We start from the raw sequence: 18012 nt of genomic DNA on the forward strand, positions 1-18012 counted from the left end.
TCAATGCCCGTAGCCGCGCTGCCGCTCGCCGTAGGGTGGAGTCATGCCGGAGTTACCTCCGACCCCGTTGAAGCTGGTGCTCGTCGACGATCACGAAATGGTGCTGCACGGGCTCGACGCCATGCTCGGACACTTTCCCGACGACGTGGTGATCGTCGGCCAGTCCACCACCGACACCGCCGCGCTGCGGATGGTCGCCGAACATCGGCCCGATATCGTCCTGTGCGATGTTCGCATCGGCAAGGCCAGCGGCTTGGATCTGTGCCGTCAGATCACCCTGCAATATCCCGAGACCAAGGTCGTGTTGCTGACCGTCTACGACGACGAGCACTACCTGTACCAGGCGCTGCGCGTCGGGGCGTCGGGCTACATTCTCAAGCGGGTCGACGGGCGCGAACTCGTCGCCCAGCTGTGCCGCGTCCGCGAAGGCGAGACGGTGGTCGACGCCGCACTGGCCGGTCGGGTGGCGCTGGCCGCGGCGCGGCTCAGCGCGGGCCAGTTCTGGTCCGGCGCGCACCTCGGGCTGACCCAGCGTGAGTCGGAAGTGCTGGGGCTGTTGGTCTCCGGCCACTCCAATCGCGCGGTCGCGAGCAAGCTGGTGGTCAGCGAGGACACCGTGAAGACCCATATTCGCGGGCTGTATCGCAAGCTGGGGGTATCCGATCGCAGCGGGGCGATCGCGGTCGCGTTGCGGGAGGGGCTGTTCCGGTGAGCTTCGCGAGCGGCGCGGTGCCGACAGCGGCGGAGCTGGCGCCACTGCTCGGCGCCGAAGGCGTGCTGCTCTACGCCGTCGACGGCCAGGATCTGAGCATCGTCGATCTGTGGCCTTCGCATCCCTCGGCGGGGTCGTTGCGGTTGCAGGTCGGATTCGGGGTGACCGGGCTGGTGGCCCGCACTCGTACGCCGGTGCTCCTCGACAACGACTCGCCGCGTAATGCCCTGCACCGCAGGCTCTTACGACTGGAGCCGCAGCAGACGGTCGCGCGGATGTGTCTGCCGCTGCCGGGGCTGGAAGGCGATGTGGTCGGCGTGCTCGCCGTGCATCGCCGCGCCCGTGATCCGTTCGGGCAGCACGACCTCGACCTCGCACAGCAGTACGCGGGCGTGCTCGGCCTGTGGTTGCACGCGCAGCGGCTGTTCCGCACCGTGAACCGGCAGCGCACCGAGCGCGACCGCCTGGTCGAACAGGCGATCACCGCCCAGGAGGCCGAACGCAGGCGCATCGCCTTCGATCTCCACGACGGCGTCACCACCGCCCTGGCCTCGATGTCGTTCCACCTGTCCGCCGCCGACCTCACCGTCTCCGAACTCGCCGCCCACGTCGACGTCACCGACGAGGCCAGCTTGCGTGACCTCGCCAGGGCCCGCGCCGAACTTGTCAGCGCCCGCGAGCTGGCCGATTTCGCCTACAACGCGACCAGGGCGGCGATCTCGGGCCTGCACAGCCTCGTCCTCGACGACCTCGGCCTGGTCGCCGCGATCGAATCGCTGGTGCGCACGGTGAGCGGCGAAGGGCCGCCGACGATCGAATTCCTCGTCGATCACGCCGCCGCCATCGACGACATCCCCGACCATGCCGCCGCCACCCTGTACCGGATCGCCCAGGAAGCGCTGGCGAACGCGGTGAAACACGCTGATGCGCAACGGATCGTGCTCTCCCTGCGCCGGGTCGGTGACTCGGCCATCTTCGGATGTTCCGACGACGGTGCGGGTTTCGACCCGGCGGCGCAGCGTGCCCATCGCGCCGCCGACGCCGACGGCGAACAACATTTCGGCCTGAGCTCGATCGCGGAACGCTGTGCCCTGATCGAAGCCTCGCTGCGCGTGGAATCGATGCGGGGACGCGGAACCACCGTGTTGGTGGAACTACCGCTGAAATAGCGGCGGGCACCGGCCAACGAACGCAGCAGCGGTGCCCGAGGGGTAGCGCCGCTGCTGCGTGTTGCCGCCGCGCTCAGGACGGCTGCCGAGCGGACCCGCCTACGCGGCGCGCTCGGCGGCAGCAGAGGCGTTGCGGCAGTTCTGGAGCAGAACACGGTGTGCTGCGGGAACTTCGGAGTTCGTTCCACCCCAAGTGTGCAGGGCCGCGCTCACGAGCGCGCGCCCGAAGGAGAATGTCACAGGCCACGGCCGCTCGTCGACGGCGGCGAGTTCGCTCAGAAAGGCGCACGCCCGCGAGGTGGGGTGTCCACCGGACAGGAACGCGATGCCCGCCACCTCGGCGGGCACCAGCTCACGCAGCACGGCGAAGGTCGCGGCCGCGACGTCGGCGGGCGGGACAGCCGCGGCGTCCAGACCGGGGGTGACGAAGTTGGGCTTGAGCACGATGCCGGTGAGATCCACCGCGGCGTCGACGAGTTCGGTGAACACCGCGCTCAGAGCCAGGCGTGTCGCCCTCGCCGAGGCCGCGAGGTCATGGTCGCCGGTGCACAGCACCTCGGGCTCGACGATGGGGACGATGCCGTGCTGCTGACACAGCGCGGCGTAGCGAGCCAGCGCGTGCCCGTTGGCGGCGGCGGAGTAGGGGGTGATGGTGTGCACGTCGAACACCGCCCGCCACTTGGCGAACGCGGCCCCTCGATCGGCATAGGAGGCCAGCCGTGCGCCGAGCCCGTCGAGCCCCTCGGTGATCAGCGCACCGCCTTGGCCGGGGAGCGCGGTGGTGCCGGTGTCGACCTTGATGCCGGGCAGGATGCCGAGTTCGCGCGCCGCGATCGGGAACGGGCGCCCGTCGGCGAGATCCTGGCCGAAGGTCTCGTCGCAGAGAATGATTCCGCTGATCCATTCCGGCAGACCGTCGGCGGTGAGCAGCAGTTCGCGGTAGTCGCGCCGGGCCGTCGCGCTCGCGGGAACCCCTTCCTGTTCCAGGCGCGATGACATGGTCTTGATCGACTCGTCGGCGGCGAGAATGCCGCGGCCGCCGCTGGTGAGCTGCTGGGCGATGTCGGCGAGGGCGGTGGCGGGGAGTGTCGTCATGACGACCAGCATGCGAGCATCCCGTCGCCGCCGTCCTCACCCCTTCGGGCGAACCCGGGTGTGAAATGCGGCCGCGCCCACCTGGTCCGGATCGCACAGGTGCGCCACGAACATTCGGGTCGCCGCGGTCGGTTCCTGGGTCGCGCAGACGTGCCACGGCCGGTCGAGAGGTGTTCCCGGCACGCTGTAGGAGACCAGTTCCCCCGAGGCGAGTTGCTCGCGCGCGGCCTCCTCGTGCACGAGCGTGACGCCGAGCCCTTCGCGTGCGGCGGCTACGGCGGCGCCCGAGGTACCGAGGGTGAGCAGTGGTGGCGCGGCCTGCAACCGGCTCAGCAACGACAGCGTGGTGTCGCGGGTGCCGGAGCCGATCCCGGTGAGCAGCCAGGGCGTGGTGAGCGGATCGTCGACCAGCCCGGGCCGCCCGACCAGCAGCAGCCGGTTGGCCCGCTGGGCGGCGGTGACCAGCCCGGAGCCCCGCGGCGGTCGACCGGCCAGGGCGATATCGAAGACGTGATCGGCGGCGCGGGCGAACAGCTCGCCACGGGTCAGCACCGACAGCGACAGTTCCACGTGCGGATGGGCTCGAGCGAAGGTGGCCATCAGCGCCGGAAGCACGTACTCGCTGGCCGTCGCGACCGCGCCGATGCGCACCCGTCCGCGATCGGCGTCGTGCACCGCCCCGGCCGCCTCCGCGAGCAGTCCCAGCAGCTTGCGCACGTAGCCGGCGAAGATCTCACCCGATTCGGTCGCCACGATGCCCCGGCCGGACTTGCCGAAAAGTGTTGTGCCCAGTGCGTCTTCGAGCGCGGCGATCGCGGCTGACACCGCGGGCGGCGTCACATGCAACGTCTGCGCGGCGGCGCGCACACTCCCGGTGTCGTACACGGCGAGAAAGGTGCGCAGCCGACCCCAGGTAGCGGCCGCGGGCAGGTCGGGGCTGGCGAACATCGTTCAATGATGCCTTAACAGTGCACAGGAAACATTCCATTGTCGCTGAACTGTCGCGCCCACACACTGAAAGTGCTTCATAGGCGTGACCCGAAAGGAACGGCGATGACGACGATCGACAACGACGGCGCGGCGACCAAAGAGCGTTGGGATCCGGGTGTACAGAGCTATGCCGGAATGGGTTACTGGAACCCCGATTACATCCCCAAGGATACCGACGTGCTCGCCGTCTTCCGGGTCACTCCCCAGGACGGCGTCGACCCGATCGAGGCCGCGGCCGCCGTCGCGGGCGAATCGTCCACCGCCACCTGGACTGTCGTGTGGACCGACCGGCTCACCGCCAACAGCCACTACCAAGCCAAGGCGTACCAGGTCGACGAGGTTCCGGGCAGGCCAGGCGAGTACTTCGCCTACATCGCCTACGACATCGATCTCTTCGAGGAAGGTTCCATCGCGAACCTGACCTCCTCGATCATCGGCAACGTCTTCGGTTTCAAGCCGCTCAAGGCGCTGCGCCTGGAGGACATGCGCATCCCCGTCGCCTACACCAAGACGTTCCAGGGCCCCGCCCACGGCATCGTCATGGAACGGGAGATGCTCAACAAGTACGGCCGCCCGCTGCTCGGCGCCACCATCAAGCCCAAGCTCGGCCTGTCGGCCCGCAACTACGGGCGCGTGGTCTACGAGGCCTGTCGCGGCGGCCTCGACTTCACCAAGGACGACGAGAACATCAACTCCCAGCCCTTCATGCGCTGGCGCGACCGCTTCCTCTACGCGATGGAGGGGGTGAACCGGGCGATGGCCGAAACCGGCGAGATCAAGGGCCATTACCTCAATGTCACCGCGGGCACGATGGAGGAGATGTACCGGCGGGCGAACTTCGCCAAGGAGCTCGGCAGCGTGGTGGTGATGATCGACCTCACCATCGGCTACACCGCTATCCAGTCGATGGCGCACTGGGCCCGCGAGAACGGACTGCTGCTGCATCTGCACCGGGCCGGGCATTCCACCTACACGCGGCAGAAGACGCACGGCGTGAGCTTCCGGGTGATCGCGAAGTGGTCGCGGCTGATGGGTGTCGACCACGTGCACGCGGGCACCGTCGTCGGCAAGCTCGAGGGTGACCCGGCCACCACCCGTGGCTTCTACGACACGTTGCGCGACAACAATGTTCCCCGCAATCTCGGCAACGGCATCTTCTTCGATCAGGACTGGATCTCGATGCCCGGCGTCATGCCGGTGGCCTCCGGTGGCATCCACGCCGGCCAGATGCACCAGCTCCTCGACCTTTTCGGCGACGACGTGATCCTGCAGTTCGGCGGCGGCACCATCGGCCACCCGTACGGCATCGCCGCGGGCGCCGAGGCCAACCGGGTGGCGCTCGAGGCAATGGTCAAGGCGCGCAACGAAGGTCGCGATCTGCTGTTCGAAGGACCCGACGTGCTGCGCAGGGCGGCCAAGCTCTGCACCCCGCTGCAGGCGGCTCTGGACACCTGGGGCGACATCACCTTCGACTACACCAGCACCGACGCCCCCGATGTGGTGGCGACTCCGGTGCCCTCGATCTGACCAGGAGCACCCGATGAAACTGCGTTACGGAACCTTCTCCTACCTGCCCGACCTCACCGACGACGAGATCGCGGCCCAGGTGAAGTTCGCCCTCGATCACGGCTGGCCGGTCTCGCTGGAGTACACCGACGACCCGCACCCACGCAACGTCTACTGGGAGATGTGGGGGCTGCCGATGTTCGACCTGGCCGAACCCGACGGCGTGCTCGCCCAGCTCGCGGATTGCCGGGCCACCTTCCCACAGCACTACATCCGGCTGCTGGCCTACGACGCGGCGCTGGGCAGGCAGTCCACCGCGATGTCGTTCCTCGTCCAGCGACCCGCGCACGAGCCCGGCTTCCTGCTCGAACGCGTCGAGGGTCCTGACCGTACCCAGCGGTACTCGGTGAAGTCCTACGCCACCGCCCGTCCGACCGGCGATCGGTACGCGGGCGAGTGAACTGATGGACACACCAAAGGGATTCGGGTTCCACCGCCCGTCGGCAGGCGGCACGGCGCAGACCACGGCAGTCGAGGAGCAGACGCCCGAGCCCGCGATTCTGGGTGACGACGAGGTGCTCGATCTCTCGGCCGACGAGGCCGCGGCCAGGGTGAGCGACACCCTGGCCGCGCTCGACGCCGAGCTGGTGGGCTTGGCCTCGGTCAAGCGCCGGGTCCGCGAGATCGCCTCGCTGCTCCAGGTCGACCGGGCGCGGCGCCGGTTCGGGCTCACCACCACGCGACCCACGTTGCACATGAGCTTCACCGGCGGTCCCGGCACCGGCAAGACCACGGTCGCGCTGCGGATGGCGGCCATCCTGCACGCGCTCGACTACATCAGGGCCCCGCGCGTGCACACCGTCACCCGCGACGACCTGGTCGGCCAGTTCATCGGCCACACCGCGCCCAAGACCAAGGAGGCGATCGCCCGCGCGGCCGGGGGAGTGCTGTTCATCGACGAGGCCTACTACCTGTTCCGGCCGGAGAACGAGCGGGACTACGGGCAGGAGGTGATCGAGATCCTGCTCACCGAGATGGAGAACGAGCGCGGTGATCTGGTGGTGATCTTCGCCGGCTACCCCGACCGGATGGCGACCTTCTTCGCCGCCAATCCGGGCCTGAGTTCCCGGGTGCCGCACCACCTCACGTTCGCCGACTACGACCATGCGGAACTGACCCAGATCGCGGGACTGATGGTGGAGTCGGAAGGATTCGCCTTCGACGACGACGCGCACAAGGCGTTCGCCGAGTACCTGACGCTGCGCATGGAGCAGCCCAGGTTCTCCAACGCGCGCAGCGTGCGCAACGCGATCGAACGCTGCCGGCTGCGGCAGGCCCGCAGGCTGGTCGCGCTCGACCGGCCACTGGGCAAGTCCGACCTCATCACGCTCACCGCCGAGGACGTCTACGGCAGCAGCGTCTTCGAGCCGGCCCAGGACTGAGTCACGCGCGCGGCGGAAAGCCCGATAGCCGGCACCTATCAGGTGATCGGGCTTTCCGCTTTGACAAGGGTGGACAATGTGAGAAGCCTTTTGTCAGATATGCCGACCGCGCGGTGCCGCAGAACTGAAGAGAAGCTGACACATGACCTCGATCGAGGACCCGCAAGATGATCTGAGCGTGACCGCGCCCAAGACCTGGGCGGTCGGCGTTCCCGCGGTGGCGCACGCGATCGAGTACTCGCTCTCGCAGAACTCCCCGGCCCGCACCGCGCTCACCTTGCTCAACATCAATCAGACCAAGGGCTTCGACTGCCCCGGCTGCGCATGGCCCGAGCCCACGCGCCGCCACCTCAACGAGTACTGCGAAAACGGCGCCAAGCACATCAACGACGAGGCCACCACCCGCCGCGTCACCCGGCAGTTCTTCGCCGAGCATCCGGTCGCCGAGCTCGACACCATGTCGGATTACTGGCTCAACCAGCAGGGCAGGCTCACCGAGCCGATGGTGAAGCGGCCCGGCGCCACGCACTACGAGCCTATCGGCTGGGACGACGCCTTCGACCTGATGGCACGCGAGCTGCGCGGCCTCCCCACCCCCGACGAGGCCCTGTTCTACACCTCGGGGCGGCTCAACAACGAGGCCGCGTTCCTGCTGCAACTGTTCGCCCGCGCCTACGGCACCAACAACCTGCCCGACTGCTCGAACCTGTGCCACGAGTCGAGCGGTTCCGCGTTGGCGCAGACCATCGGCGTCGGCAAGGGCAGTGTGTCCCTCGACGACATCTACGAAGCCGATCTGGTCTTCGTCGTCGGCCAGAACCCCGGCACGAACCATCCGCGCATGCTGTCGGCGCTCGAGGAGACCAAACGCAACGGCGGCAAGATCGTGGCGGTGAACCCGCTGCCCGAGGCCGGGCTGATCCGGTTCAAGAACCCGCAGAAGGCGCGCGGCGTGATCGGGCGCGGCACCGAGATCGCCGATATCTTCCTCAAGATCCGCCCCGGCGGCGACCTGGCCCTGTTCCAGATGCTGAACAAGCTGCTCCTCGACGCCGAGGACGCGGCGCCCGGCACGGTGCTCGACCGCGCGTTCATCGCCGCGCACACCAGCGGTTTCGATGCCTTCGCCGAGCATGCCAGGACGGTGAGCTGGGAGCACGCGCTCACCGCCACCGGGCTGACGCGCGCGGAGATCGAGGCCGTGCACCAGCAGGTGCTGGCCAGCAAGAAGGTCATCGTGTGCTGGGCGATGGGTTTGACCCAGCACAAGCACGGCGTGCCCACGATCCGCGAGATCGTCGACTTCCTGCTGCTGCGCGGCAACCTCGGCCGCCCCGGCGCCGGGGTGTGCCCGGTGCGCGGGCACAGCAATGTCCAGGGCGACCGCACCATGGGCATCTGGGAGCGGATGCCGCAGTCGTTCCTGGACGCGCTCGGCAAGGAGTTCGGTTTCACCCCGCCCGCGGCCCACGGGCTGGACGCGGTCGGTTCCATCCGTGCCATGCGCGACGGCAAGGCGAAGGTATTCGTCGGTGTCGCAGGCAATTTCGTGCGGGCCACGCCCGACAGCGAGGTCACCGAGGCGGCCCTGCGGCAGTGTTCGCTGACCGTGCAGATCTCCACCAAACTCAACCGCTCCCACACGGTCTGCGGCGAGACGGCACTGATCCTGCCCACGCTGGGCCGCAGCGATCGCGATATCCAGGCCACCGGCGAGCAGTTCTATACGGTCGAGGATTCGATGAGCCAGGTCCGCACATCGCGGGGGCGCCTCGACCCGGCCTCGCCCGAGCTGCTCAGCGAGATCGCGATCATCTCCCGGCTGGCGCGCAGCACGCTGGGGGCGGAGTCCACGATTGCGTGGGAGGAATTCGTCGCCGACTACAGCACCGTGCGCGACCGGATCTCCCGGGTCGTGCCCGGCTTCGAGAACTTCAACGAACGGGTCACCGCGCCGGGCGGGATGCTGCTGGTGAATCCGGTCAACAAGGGCATCTACCGCACCGCGAGCGGGAAGGCCGAGTTCACCCGCAACGACTTCGACATGATCGACGCGCCGCCGGGCTACCTTGTGCTGCAATCTCTGCGGTCCCACGATCAGTGGAACACCATTCCCTACGCGAGCAACGACCGCTACCGCGGCATCCACCACGCCCGCCGGGTGGTGATGGTCAACCCCGACGACCTGGCCGAGCGGGGGATCGCCGACGGGGATGTGGTCGACATCGTCAGCATCTGGCACGACGGCACCGAGCGGCGGGCGGAGAAGTTCGTCGCCGTCGGGTACCCGGCCAGCCGTGGTTCGGCCGCCGCGTACTACCCGGAGACCAACGTGCTGGTTCCGCTCGACAGCGTCGCCGACATCAGCAACACGCCGACCTCGAAAGGCATCATCGTCCGTTTGGAGCCGGTGGTCCGACGGGCTGGGACCGACGGCGACGTGCGCGCATAGATACACTGCTCTCATGTCCGTGCGCACCCGTCAGCCACTAGTTCCCGGTACCCAGTCGCCGATCCGGGAAGTTCCCCGCTCCATCGAGCGGCCCGAATACGTGTGGAAGAAGACCGCGAACGAGGGCAACGAGCCCTGGGTACAGACCACCGAGACCATCGAGAAGATGCGGATCGCGGGCAGGATCGCGGCGCGGGCGCTCGAAGAGGCGGGGAAGGCCGTGGTTCCCGGTGTCACCACCGACGAGCTCGACCGGATCGCCCACGAGTACATGTGTGACCACGGCGCCTACCCGTCGACGTTGGGCTACAAGGGTTTTCCCAAGTCGTGCTGCACCTCGCTCAACGAGGTCATCTGCCACGGCATCCCCGACTCGACGGTGGTCGAAGACGGTGACATCGTCAACATCGACGTCACCGCCTTCATCCACGGCGTGCACGGCGACACCAACAAGACCTTCCTCGCCGGCGATGTCGACGAGGAGGTGCGTCTGCTCGTCGAGCGCACCGAAGAGGCCACCAACCGGGCCATCAAGGCGGTCAGGCCTGGTCGCGCCCTGAACGTGGTCGGCCGTGTCATCGAGGCCTACGCCAACCGCTTCGGCTACGGCGTGGTGCGCGACTTCACCGGCCACGGCGTCGGCCCCACGTTCCACAGCGGCCTGGTGGTGCTGCACTACGACCAGCCCAGCATCGAGTCGGTGATCGAGCCCGGCATGACCTTCACGATCGAGCCGATGATCAACCTCGGCGGTATCGACTACGACATCTGGGACGACGGCTGGACCGTGGTCACCCAGGACCGCAAGTGGACCGCGCAGTTCGAGCACACACTGGTCGTCACCGACACGGGTGCGGAAGTTCTGACCTTGCCGTGAATCGGCGCAGGTCGAGGCTCGCGCCTTTGGGTCGTCACCGACACGGGCGCGGAAATTCTCACGCTGCCGTGAGCGCGCCCCTGCGCGGCGCGCTGTTGATCGCGGGTACCACCTCCGACGCCGGGAAGAGTGTCGTGGTGGCGGGTATCTGCCGGATGCTGGCGCGGCGCGGGGTGCGGGTGGCGCCGTTCAAGGCGCAGAACATGTCGAACAACTCGGTCGTCACCCTCGACGGCGGGGAGATCGGGCGTGCCCAGGCCCTGCAAGCTCGAGCCTGTGGGCTGGAGCCGAGCGTGCGGTTCAACCCGGTGCTGTTGAAGCCGGGCAGCGATCGCCGCTCTCAGCTGGTCGTTCGGGGCACAGCGGTCGGAACTGTCGGCGCGCGTGACTATTTCACTCGTCGGCAGGAGCTGCGCGAGGTCGTCGCGGCCGAATTGGCCTCGTTACGTGACGAATTCGACGTCGTGATCTGTGAGGGGGCGGGCTCGCCGGCCGAAATCAACCTCAGGGCAACCGATCTCGCGAACATGGGTTTGGCCCGCGCCGCCGACATTCCGGTCCTGGTGGTGGGCGACATCGACCGCGGCGGCGTCCTCGCCCACCTGTTCGGCACCGTCGCCGTGCTGGAACCCGAAGATCAGCAGCTCATCGCGGGCTTCCTCGTCAACAAGTTCCGCGGTGACGTGTCGCTGCTGCAACCCGGCCTCGACCAGCTGGTCGCGCTGACCGGCCGCCCCACCCTCGGCGTTCTTCCCTTCGCCGAAGAGCTCTGGCTCGATGCCGAAGACTCCCTCGGCACCATCTCCGGCGCCCCTGTGGGTCGCCCCGGCCCGCCGCACGGCGCCGACTGGCTCACCGTGGCCGCCGTCCGCCTCCCGCGAATCTCCAACTCCACCGATATCGAGGCTCTCGCCTGCGAACCCGGCGTCTCGGTCCGCTGGGCCGACAGCCCCCACCAGCTGGCCACCGCCGACCTCGTGATCGTCCCCGGCAGCAAGGCGACCATCTCCGACCTGAACTGGTTGCGCGCCAACGGAATCGCCGATGCTCTGCGAACCCGCGCCGCCGCTGGGCGCCCTGTTCTCGGCATCTGTGGCGGCTACCAGATGCTCGGCGCCCGCATCGTCGACGGCGTCGAGCACACAGCGGCGGTGGGTCGAGCCGATGCCCCCGAATCGGTGACCGCGCGGCCCTGCGTGGTGGAGGGCCTCGGTCTATTCGATCTCGATATCGAATTCGCGAACCCGAAGATCGCTCGGCAAGTATCCGGCATCGCGGGCCCGGATCCCCTGCACGGCTACGAGATCCACCACGGCAGGGTCACCCGCACCGACGACCCCTCCTGGCTGACAGTCGAGGGCAACCCGGAAGGCAGTGCGCGAGAAGCGGTCTGGGGCACCCACGTCCACGGACTGCTCGAATCCGACGAGTTCCGCCGCACCTGGCTCACCGAAGTAGCCGCCAGAGCCGGGCGCACCGGCTTCACCGTCGCCCCCGACACTTCGGTCGCGGCCGTCCGATCCGCGCAACTCGACCTTCTCGCCGACCTCGTCGAGCAACACGTCGACCTCGCGGTGCTGGAACACCTGATCCGCGACGGCGCCCCGGCCGATAGCCCCGTCATCCGAACCTCCCGGTGATCCTGGCGCCGGCAGCTGCGGATGCGGTGGTGTACGGCCCGTCCGGCCGCACCGTCCACGCGGCGCCGTTGTGGCGAGTACGCCGATCCGGCACCACTGTTTTGTAACCTGTTCTACTATTGGCGGCACCGATTGCTGGAGTTCAGGCCGAGCTCATCAGGGCCTGATTGCGTCAGTGTCGACCGGGAAGTAGAACGTGTTCACGGCGGTGTGTAGTCGATGCCGGTGGTCTACGAGGAGTGATTGTGCAGTTCAATCTGGCGGACGTCTTCGAATCGGTGGCTGCGGCCGTTCCCGACCGTGTCGCGCTGACCTATGAGGGTGAGAACGTCACCTACGCCCAGCTCGACAGCGAGGCGAACAAGGTGGCGGCGATGCTGTCGCAGGCGGGCATCGGGGAGGGTGACCATGTCTCGTTGTTCCTCAAGAACAGCGTCGAACACGTCCATGCCCTCCTCGGCCTGATCAAGATCCGCGCGGTGCCGATCAACGTCAACTACCGCTACACGCCCGCCGAACTCGAGTACATCTTCACGAATTCGGACTCGGTCGCCGTCATCGTCGAACTGCCGGAGCACCAGCGAACGCTGGCGGAGCTCCTCTCGGCGTGCCCGCTGGTCCGCACGGTGATCGTGATCGGTGCGCTCGACGACGAGCTGCGCACCGCCGCGGCCGCTCGATCGGTCGCCGTGGTTTCCTTCGCCGAGTCCGAAACACACTCTGCTGCAGTGGAGTTCGCACCTCGTACCGGAGACGAGCTGTACGTGCTCTACACCGGTGGCACCACCGGATACCCGAAGGGTGTGATGTGGCGCCACGACGACTTCTTCCGCAAGCCGCTCTCGGGCGGAAATCCCTACGGTACCGACCCACGCGCCGACCTCGCCGAGATCGCCGCCGCCGCAAAGGAATTTCCGGAGCTGTCCTTCTTGATCGCCGCGCCGCTCATGCACGGCGCGGCCCTGTATTCGCTGTTCACGTTCTTCACTCTCGGCGCCCGCGTGGTGCTCATGCGCGACTTCGACTCGCAACGCGTTGTCGAGGCGATCGAGCGGGAGCGGATCCAAGTGATCCTCATCGTCGGCGATGGCATGGGGCTACCTCTGGTCGACGAGCTGGAACGCCGTCAGGGCCAGATCGACCTGAGCTCACTGTTCTCGATCACCTCCGGTGGCGCGATCTGGTCGGTCGGAGTGCGCGAACGGATGCTGGCGGTCAAGCCGGATCTGCTGCTGCGGGACAACTTCGGGGCCTCCGAGTCCGGCAACGACGGCGCCTTCACCGTCGACGAGCAGGGCAATCTGCGCATGCCGTCGTCATCGACGATGCTGCTCGTCGACGAGGAGCTCGCCGACATTGCGCCGGGCAGCGACCAGATCGGGTACATCGCCCGCGTCGGCAATGTTCCGCTCGGCTACTACAAGGACGAGGACAAGTCCGCCCGCACCTTCCGCACCCGCGTCGACGGCACGCGGATGTCGATCCTGGGTGACATGGGGCGCGTCGAAGCCGACGGCACCATCGTGTTCCTCGGGCGTGGTTCGCAATGCATCAATACCGGCGGCGAGAAGGTGTTCGCCGAAGAGGTCGAGGCCGTGCTGCACGCCCACCCGTCGATCGCTGACGCGCTCGTCGTCCCGGTACCCGACGAGCGCATGGGGCAGAAGGTGGCCGCTGTCATCGCCACCTACCCGGACGCGCCGGCACTGACGCTCGACGAGGTCCAGCAGCACTGCCGAACGTCGTTGGCGGGATACAAAGTACCGCGTTCGATGAGTACCGTCGTCGAGATCAAGCGAACCCCTGCCGGCAAAGCCGACTATCGGTGGGCGACCGAGGTCGCGCGCGGTTAGCGCACATCGGAGTGAGGCGTTCGAGCCGTGTGGGAGTCGTGACCCGTGCTTCAGTGGATCACCCGCTGTGCGGCCGGTCTCCTCACAGCGGTCGGGTCGGCGTTGTGACAGGTTTGGCAATTTCGGCATCGCAGGCAGTGAATGCCCAGTACACGGGGGTGTGGAGATCGGCAGGGCGCGCCGGAACAGGCCGCGTTGTTCAGGCTGGACGTGTACCGTAACCCGGCATGAAATCTCGGCAGATCACGGTCGGTGACCAGGCCTGGACGGTGCGGGTCGACGGACCTTCTTCGCGGCACAATGTGCTGCTGCTTCCCGATGCGGACGACCCTGCCGACGTGTTCGACAAGGTGTGCACACGGCTGCACGAGTCCGACTTACAGACCATCGTCGTGGAGTCTGTCGAGGGACTCGATCCGGCGGGCGTGCGCGCGATTCTCGACGAACTCGAACTGCCTTACGTCAACGTCGCGGGGCGTGGGTCGGGCGCAGAGCTGGCGTGGCGGGTGTGCGCGGGCCGGTTCGGCCGGTTCATGAGCCTGGTCGTCGCCGACCACGGGCACCCGGCGGTTCCCGACGCCGACGGCCGAGTCCCCGACGCGACCTGTCCGCCGCTGGAACTGCCCGTCACGATGCTGGTCACCAAGGGCCTGCCCCGCGCCACCGCCGATGCCTCCGGCCGCTATGTCTACGGCGAATTCCGGGTCGTCCCACTGGAAGTCGACAACATCGCCACCGAGGCGGGCCACGAATTCGCCACCGAGATCGTCCTGCGCACCAGCCTCTGGTAGACGCGGCCGAGCTCACCAGGCACTGACGCGGATCGCTGTTCGCGCAAGTTCGCGGCAGAGCCTGGTGAGCGGTGTCCGGATCAGGACTTGCGGTAGGTCGCCAACCAGTCGAGCCAGTTGTCGGTTTCCTGGAACGCGTTGGCGCGCACGGCTTCCGAGGACAGGAACACGTCGTGGCGGGCGCCGTCGATCGGGACGATCGAGGTGCGCTCGCCCAGGCAGCCCGCCCAGCGCTGGATCTGCTTCACATCGAGCACGGCATCGGCCACGTCGACGGCGGGGGAGTGCTCACGGGCGAACTTGGTGAGCCGCGAGCGCAGGATCAGCGCGGGCACGCCGATGGTCAGGCCCTGGTGCAGGCGCGCGTGTCCCTGGCGGATGGCGCGCAGCCAGCCCAGCCGCACCGGTTCACCGCTGAGCGGCTTCCAGTCCAGGTTGTAGTCCCACTCACCCGAGCGGCTGGTGTGCAGGCTGTCGCCGTAGGCGGTGCTGACGCCGCCGGGCAACTGGGCGAAGGCGCGGAACCGGCCCACCGCGTTGATCACAGGGGTGCCGACGGTGCGGTAGAAGGACGGTCCCTGCAGGTCGAACCAGGGACTGTTGAGGACCACCCCGGCCACGCCCGCCGCCGCGCTGCCACCGGCCGCCTCGAGCCGGTCCAACCACAGCGGCACGATCAGGCCACCGGTCGAATGCGCGACGATCAGCACATCGTTGCCGGTCTCCTCGCGCGCGATCCGCAGCGCCTCGGTCAGCTCGTCGTCGTAGAGCGCCAGGTCGCTCACGTAGTGCGCGCTCTGTCCTTCTCGCCGCGACCGCCCGCATTTGCGCAGGTCGAGCGCGTAGAACCGGTGCCCGCGCGCCGCGAAATGCTCGGCCAGGTGCTCCTGGAAGAAGTAGTCGGTGAACCCGTGCACGTAGAGCACGGTCGGCTCGATCGCCGACGCCGTGGCATCGGGCAGATAGCGCACGAGCGTGGCCACCACCTCACCCTCACCGTCGGGGTCGATACCGAGCGGGAGGGTCCGCTGTTGATAGGCGGTGCCGAGAACATCGGGTTGCCACTGCTCGTCGGTTCGATCAGCGAGGGTTTCTTTCGTCACACTGCTCAATCTATCGCGCGGTCATGGTGACGTGCAGGCTTGCTTTTCATCACATTCGGGAGGTCCGTTGCAGAACTGTGCTCAGCTGAGGTGCACAATTGGCATCAGGTGAACGACGGGTAACCTACCTCCCGGCGATTCACCGCGAGTCGCATGAACACCGCCAAAGCGCCCGCGCCAAGCGAACTCACCCGCCGGTGGGTAGCTGAGAAGGACAAGGAAGTCGATCTACCCGTGCCGAACGCTGCGAAGAGTGAAAAGACCGATGTAGTTCTCATCGGCGCTGGCATCATGAGTGCCACGCTGGGCGCGCTGCTGCGGCAGCTGCAGCCGGATTGGACGATCTCGGTGTTCGAGCGGCTCGACGCCGCCGCCGCGGAGAGCAGCGACCCGTGGAACAACGCGGGTACCGGCCACTCGGCGCTGTGTGAGCTCAACTACAGCCCGCAGAACGCCGACGGCTCGGTCGACGTGAGCAAGGCCGTCGACATCAACGAGCGCTTCCAGGTCTCGCGCCAGTTCTGGGCCTCCGCCGTCGACACCGGCGTGCTGGACGACCCCGCCGGCTTCATCAACCCCATCCCGCATGTGAGCTTCGTGCACGGCGCCGACAATGTCGAGTACCTGCGCAAGCGCTACGAGGCGCTGTCGCCGCACCCGCTGTTCCGCGGCATGGAGTACATCGACACCCCCGACGAGTTCGCCGCGCGCCTGCCGCTGATGGCCAAGGGCCGTGACTTCAGCGACCCGATCGCGCTGAACTGGTCCGACGGCGGCACCGATATCGACTTCGGCGCGCTCACCAAGCAGCTGCTCGCCTACATCGGCTACTCCGGCGGCGAGATCGCCTTCGGCACCGAGGTCCGCGACCTCGACAAGCAGTCCGACGGGTCGTGGAACGTCACCGTCCGCAACCTGCGCACCTACCAGTCGCGCACCATCAACGCGAAATTCGTGTTCGTCGGCGCCGGTGGTGGCGCGCTGCCGCTGTTGCAGAAGGCAGGCATCAAGGAAGCCAAGGGCTTCGGCGGCTTCCCGATCAGCGGCCAGTTCCTGCGCTCCACCAACCCGGAGCTGATCGCCGCGCACGAGGCCAAGGTCTACGGCAAGGCCGCCGTCGGCGCGCCGCCCATGTCGGTGCCGCACCTCGACACCCGCGTCATCAACGGCCAGAAGGGCCTGCTGTTCGGCCCCTACGCCGGCTGGACCCCCAAGTTCCTCAAGGATGGCTCCAACGCCGACCTGTTCAAGTCGATCAAGCCCAACAACATCGGCTCGCTCGTCGGCGTCGGCCTCACCGAGCTCGGCCTGACCAAGTACCTGGTCGAAGAGCTGCTCAAGTCGCAGAACGGCAAGGTGGGCGTGCTCGGGGAGTTCCTGCCGCGCGCGCAGGGCCGCGACTGGGAGCTCATCACCGCCGGTCAGCGCGTGCAGGTCATCCGCCGCAAGGGTGTGGGTGGGGTGCTCGAGTTCGGCACCGCGGTCATCTCCGCGCAGGACGGCTCCATCGCCGGTCTGCTCGGTGCGTCGCCGGGTGCGTCGACCTGCGTCACCGCCATGCTCGACGTGATGCAGCGGTGCTTCCCGGAGCAGTACACCGGCTGGACGCCGCAGCTGCAGCAGATGATCCCCTCCCTCGGCCAGAAGCTGTCGGAGAACCAGGCCCTGTTCCAGGAAGTGTGGGACTGGACCAGCAAGTCGCTGAAGCTGGACGCCGCCACCGCGCCTGCGAACGAGCAGGTCCCCAGCTACGCGCAGGTGTGAGCGTCGAACTGAGACGGGCGTGGGCGGCGGATCTGGACGCCGCCACCCTCTACCGGCTGTTGTGCCTGCGCGTCGAGGTGTTCGTCGTCGAGCAGGAATGCGCCTATCCCGAGCTGGACGGGCGCGACCTGCTGGCGACGACGCGGCACCTGTGGCTCGACGACGGTTCCGTGCTCGCCACGTTGCGCCTGCTCGACGAGTCCGCCGACGGGGTCACCAGCTATCGCATCGGCCGGGTCTGCGTCGCGCAGTCCGCTCGCAAACACGGGTACACCACCCGGCTGATGCAGGCGGCGCTGGCCGAAACCGGTTCGGCCACTGTGCGATTGGATGCCCAGTCGCACCTGGTCGGCATGTACGCGAAGTTCGGATTCGCCGTCGACGGACCCGAGTACAACGACGACGGGATCATGCACGTGCCGATGCGGCGCGGCTGACGCGGTACACCGGGAAGCCTCGGGCTTCGCCGACGTGACGGCGCGGGTTCGAGCAGGTCGACGGTGGCGTCAGACTTCGGTTGCCGGCCTGTCGATGCCCGGGGGGCTGCCGGGATCGGGCCGCGCATAGAGTTGGGGCGTGCCTGGTTTTGCTGATGTTGCCGCTGGTCCGCACACCGCC

The 18012-nt window shown here is 67.8% G+C and carries 15 protein-coding genes; 12 read left to right on the plus strand and 3 right to left on the minus strand.

What is annotated here, in order from left to right:
- Window positions 1–43: 43 nt before the first annotated feature.
- Both ACWF99_RS24930 and ACWF99_RS24935 read left to right on the plus strand, forming a co-directional pair.
- A complete protein-coding gene (locus tag ACWF99_RS24930; RefSeq protein ID WP_378626446.1) occupies window positions 44–712 on the plus strand; it encodes a response regulator in 669 nt (222 codons plus the stop codon).
- The gene (locus tag ACWF99_RS24935; protein ID WP_378626448.1) at window positions 709–1881 is read left to right on the plus strand and encodes a GAF domain-containing sensor histidine kinase; all 1173 of its coding nucleotides are present in this window, start codon (window positions 709–711) and stop codon (window positions 1879–1881) included. The genes ACWF99_RS24930 and ACWF99_RS24935 overlap by 4 nt, the downstream gene beginning before the upstream one ends.
- Window positions 1882–1980: 99 nt before the next feature.
- Here ACWF99_RS24935 and ACWF99_RS24940 read toward each other — a convergent pair whose 3' ends face one another.
- Together ACWF99_RS24940 and ACWF99_RS24945 are read right to left on the minus strand one after the other, a co-directional pair.
- Window positions 1981–2976, minus strand: a complete 996-nt coding sequence (locus tag ACWF99_RS24940; protein WP_452537536.1) for a class I fructose-bisphosphate aldolase — start codon at window positions 2974–2976, stop codon at window positions 1981–1983.
- Window positions 2977–3012: 36 nt separating this feature from the next.
- Window positions 3013–3924, minus strand: coding sequence for a LysR family transcriptional regulator (locus tag ACWF99_RS24945; protein ID WP_452537537.1), 912 nt, complete (start codon window positions 3922–3924; stop codon window positions 3013–3015).
- A gap of 105 nt (window positions 3925–4029) precedes the next feature.
- Between ACWF99_RS24945 and ACWF99_RS24950 the strand changes: the two genes are divergently transcribed.
- From ACWF99_RS24950 to ACWF99_RS24985, 8 genes are all read left to right on the plus strand, one after another.
- Window positions 4030–5493: a form I ribulose bisphosphate carboxylase large subunit gene (locus ACWF99_RS24950; protein ID WP_378626454.1), complete on the plus strand. Its 1464-nt coding sequence runs from the start codon at window positions 4030–4032 to the stop codon at window positions 5491–5493.
- A 13-nt stretch (window positions 5494–5506) separates the two neighbouring features.
- Complete coding sequence (locus ACWF99_RS24955) at window positions 5507–5932, plus strand: ribulose bisphosphate carboxylase small subunit (RefSeq protein ID WP_378626456.1); 426 nt, start codon at window positions 5507–5509, stop codon at window positions 5930–5932.
- Between the two features lie 4 nt (window positions 5933–5936).
- Window positions 5937–6914: an AAA family ATPase gene (locus ACWF99_RS24960; protein WP_378626458.1), complete on the plus strand. Its 978-nt coding sequence runs from the start codon at window positions 5937–5939 to the stop codon at window positions 6912–6914.
- A 142-nt stretch (window positions 6915–7056) separates the two neighbouring features.
- The gene (locus ACWF99_RS24965) at window positions 7057–9366 is read left to right on the plus strand and encodes an FdhF/YdeP family oxidoreductase (protein ID WP_452537538.1); all 2310 of its coding nucleotides are present in this window, start codon (window positions 7057–7059) and stop codon (window positions 9364–9366) included.
- A gap of 13 nt (window positions 9367–9379) precedes the next feature.
- Window positions 9380–10243, plus strand: a complete 864-nt coding sequence (map, locus tag ACWF99_RS24970; protein ID WP_452537539.1) for a type I methionyl aminopeptidase — start codon at window positions 9380–9382, stop codon at window positions 10241–10243.
- Window positions 10244–10311: 68 nt separating this feature from the next.
- Window positions 10312–11883 carry a cobyric acid synthase gene (locus ACWF99_RS24975; RefSeq protein ID WP_452537540.1) on the plus strand — a complete coding sequence of 524 codons (1572 nt, stop codon included), beginning with the start codon at window positions 10312–10314 and terminating at the stop codon, window positions 11881–11883.
- 245 nt (window positions 11884–12128) lie between these two features.
- Window positions 12129–13736 (plus strand): AMP-binding protein, encoded by a 1608-nt coding sequence (locus tag ACWF99_RS24980; protein ID WP_378626466.1) that lies wholly within the window; start codon window positions 12129–12131, stop codon window positions 13734–13736.
- Window positions 13737–13963: 227 nt separating this feature from the next.
- Window positions 13964–14527 (plus strand): glycosyltransferase family protein, encoded by a 564-nt coding sequence (locus tag ACWF99_RS24985; protein WP_378626468.1) that lies wholly within the window; start codon window positions 13964–13966, stop codon window positions 14525–14527.
- 80 nt (window positions 14528–14607) lie between these two features.
- On the opposite strand, the gene ACWF99_RS24990 is transcribed toward ACWF99_RS24985, so the two are convergent.
- A complete protein-coding gene (locus ACWF99_RS24990) occupies window positions 14608–15630 on the minus strand; it encodes an alpha/beta hydrolase (RefSeq protein WP_378655230.1) in 1023 nt (340 codons plus the stop codon).
- A 153-nt stretch (window positions 15631–15783) separates the two neighbouring features.
- Between ACWF99_RS24990 and mqo the strand changes: the two genes are divergently transcribed.
- Both mqo and ACWF99_RS25000 read left to right on the plus strand, forming a co-directional pair.
- The gene (gene mqo, locus ACWF99_RS24995) at window positions 15784–17394 is read left to right on the plus strand and encodes a malate dehydrogenase (quinone) (protein WP_452537541.1); all 1611 of its coding nucleotides are present in this window, start codon (window positions 15784–15786) and stop codon (window positions 17392–17394) included.
- Window positions 17391–17831 carry a GNAT family N-acetyltransferase gene (locus ACWF99_RS25000; protein WP_452537542.1) on the plus strand — a complete coding sequence of 147 codons (441 nt, stop codon included), beginning with the start codon at window positions 17391–17393 and terminating at the stop codon, window positions 17829–17831. The genes mqo and ACWF99_RS25000 overlap by 4 nt, the downstream gene beginning before the upstream one ends.
- Window positions 17832–18012 lie beyond the last annotated feature (181 nt).

Source organism: Nocardia sp. NPDC055002, from assembly GCF_053608825.1.

Bases quoted from the DNA above. Each gene is read 5' to 3' on its own strand.
- ACWF99_RS24950 (WP_378626454.1), top strand. From the start codon at position 4,030: ATGACGACGATCGACAACGACGGCGCGGCGACCAAAGAGCGTTGGGAT.
- ACWF99_RS24930 (WP_378626446.1), top strand. From the start codon at position 44: ATGCCGGAGTTACCTCCGACCCCGTTGAAGCTGGTGCTCGTCGACGAT.
- mqo (WP_452537541.1), top strand. From the start codon at position 15,784: ATGAACACCGCCAAAGCGCCCGCGCCAAGCGAACTCACCCGCCGGTGG.
- ACWF99_RS24955 (WP_378626456.1), top strand. From the start codon at position 5,507: ATGAAACTGCGTTACGGAACCTTCTCCTACCTGCCCGACCTCACCGAC.
- ACWF99_RS24985 (WP_378626468.1), top strand. From the start codon at position 13,964: ATGAAATCTCGGCAGATCACGGTCGGTGACCAGGCCTGGACGGTGCGG.
- ACWF99_RS24940 (WP_452537536.1), bottom strand. From the start codon at position 2,976: ATGACGACACTCCCCGCCACCGCCCTCGCCGACATCGCCCAGCAGCTC.
- ACWF99_RS24965 (WP_452537538.1), top strand. From the start codon at position 7,057: ATGACCTCGATCGAGGACCCGCAAGATGATCTGAGCGTGACCGCGCCC.
- map (WP_452537539.1), top strand. From the start codon at position 9,380: ATGTCCGTGCGCACCCGTCAGCCACTAGTTCCCGGTACCCAGTCGCCG.
- ACWF99_RS24945 (WP_452537537.1), bottom strand. From the start codon at position 3,924: ATGTTCGCCAGCCCCGACCTGCCCGCGGCCGCTACCTGGGGTCGGCTG.
- ACWF99_RS24960 (WP_378626458.1), top strand. From the start codon at position 5,937: ATGGACACACCAAAGGGATTCGGGTTCCACCGCCCGTCGGCAGGCGGC.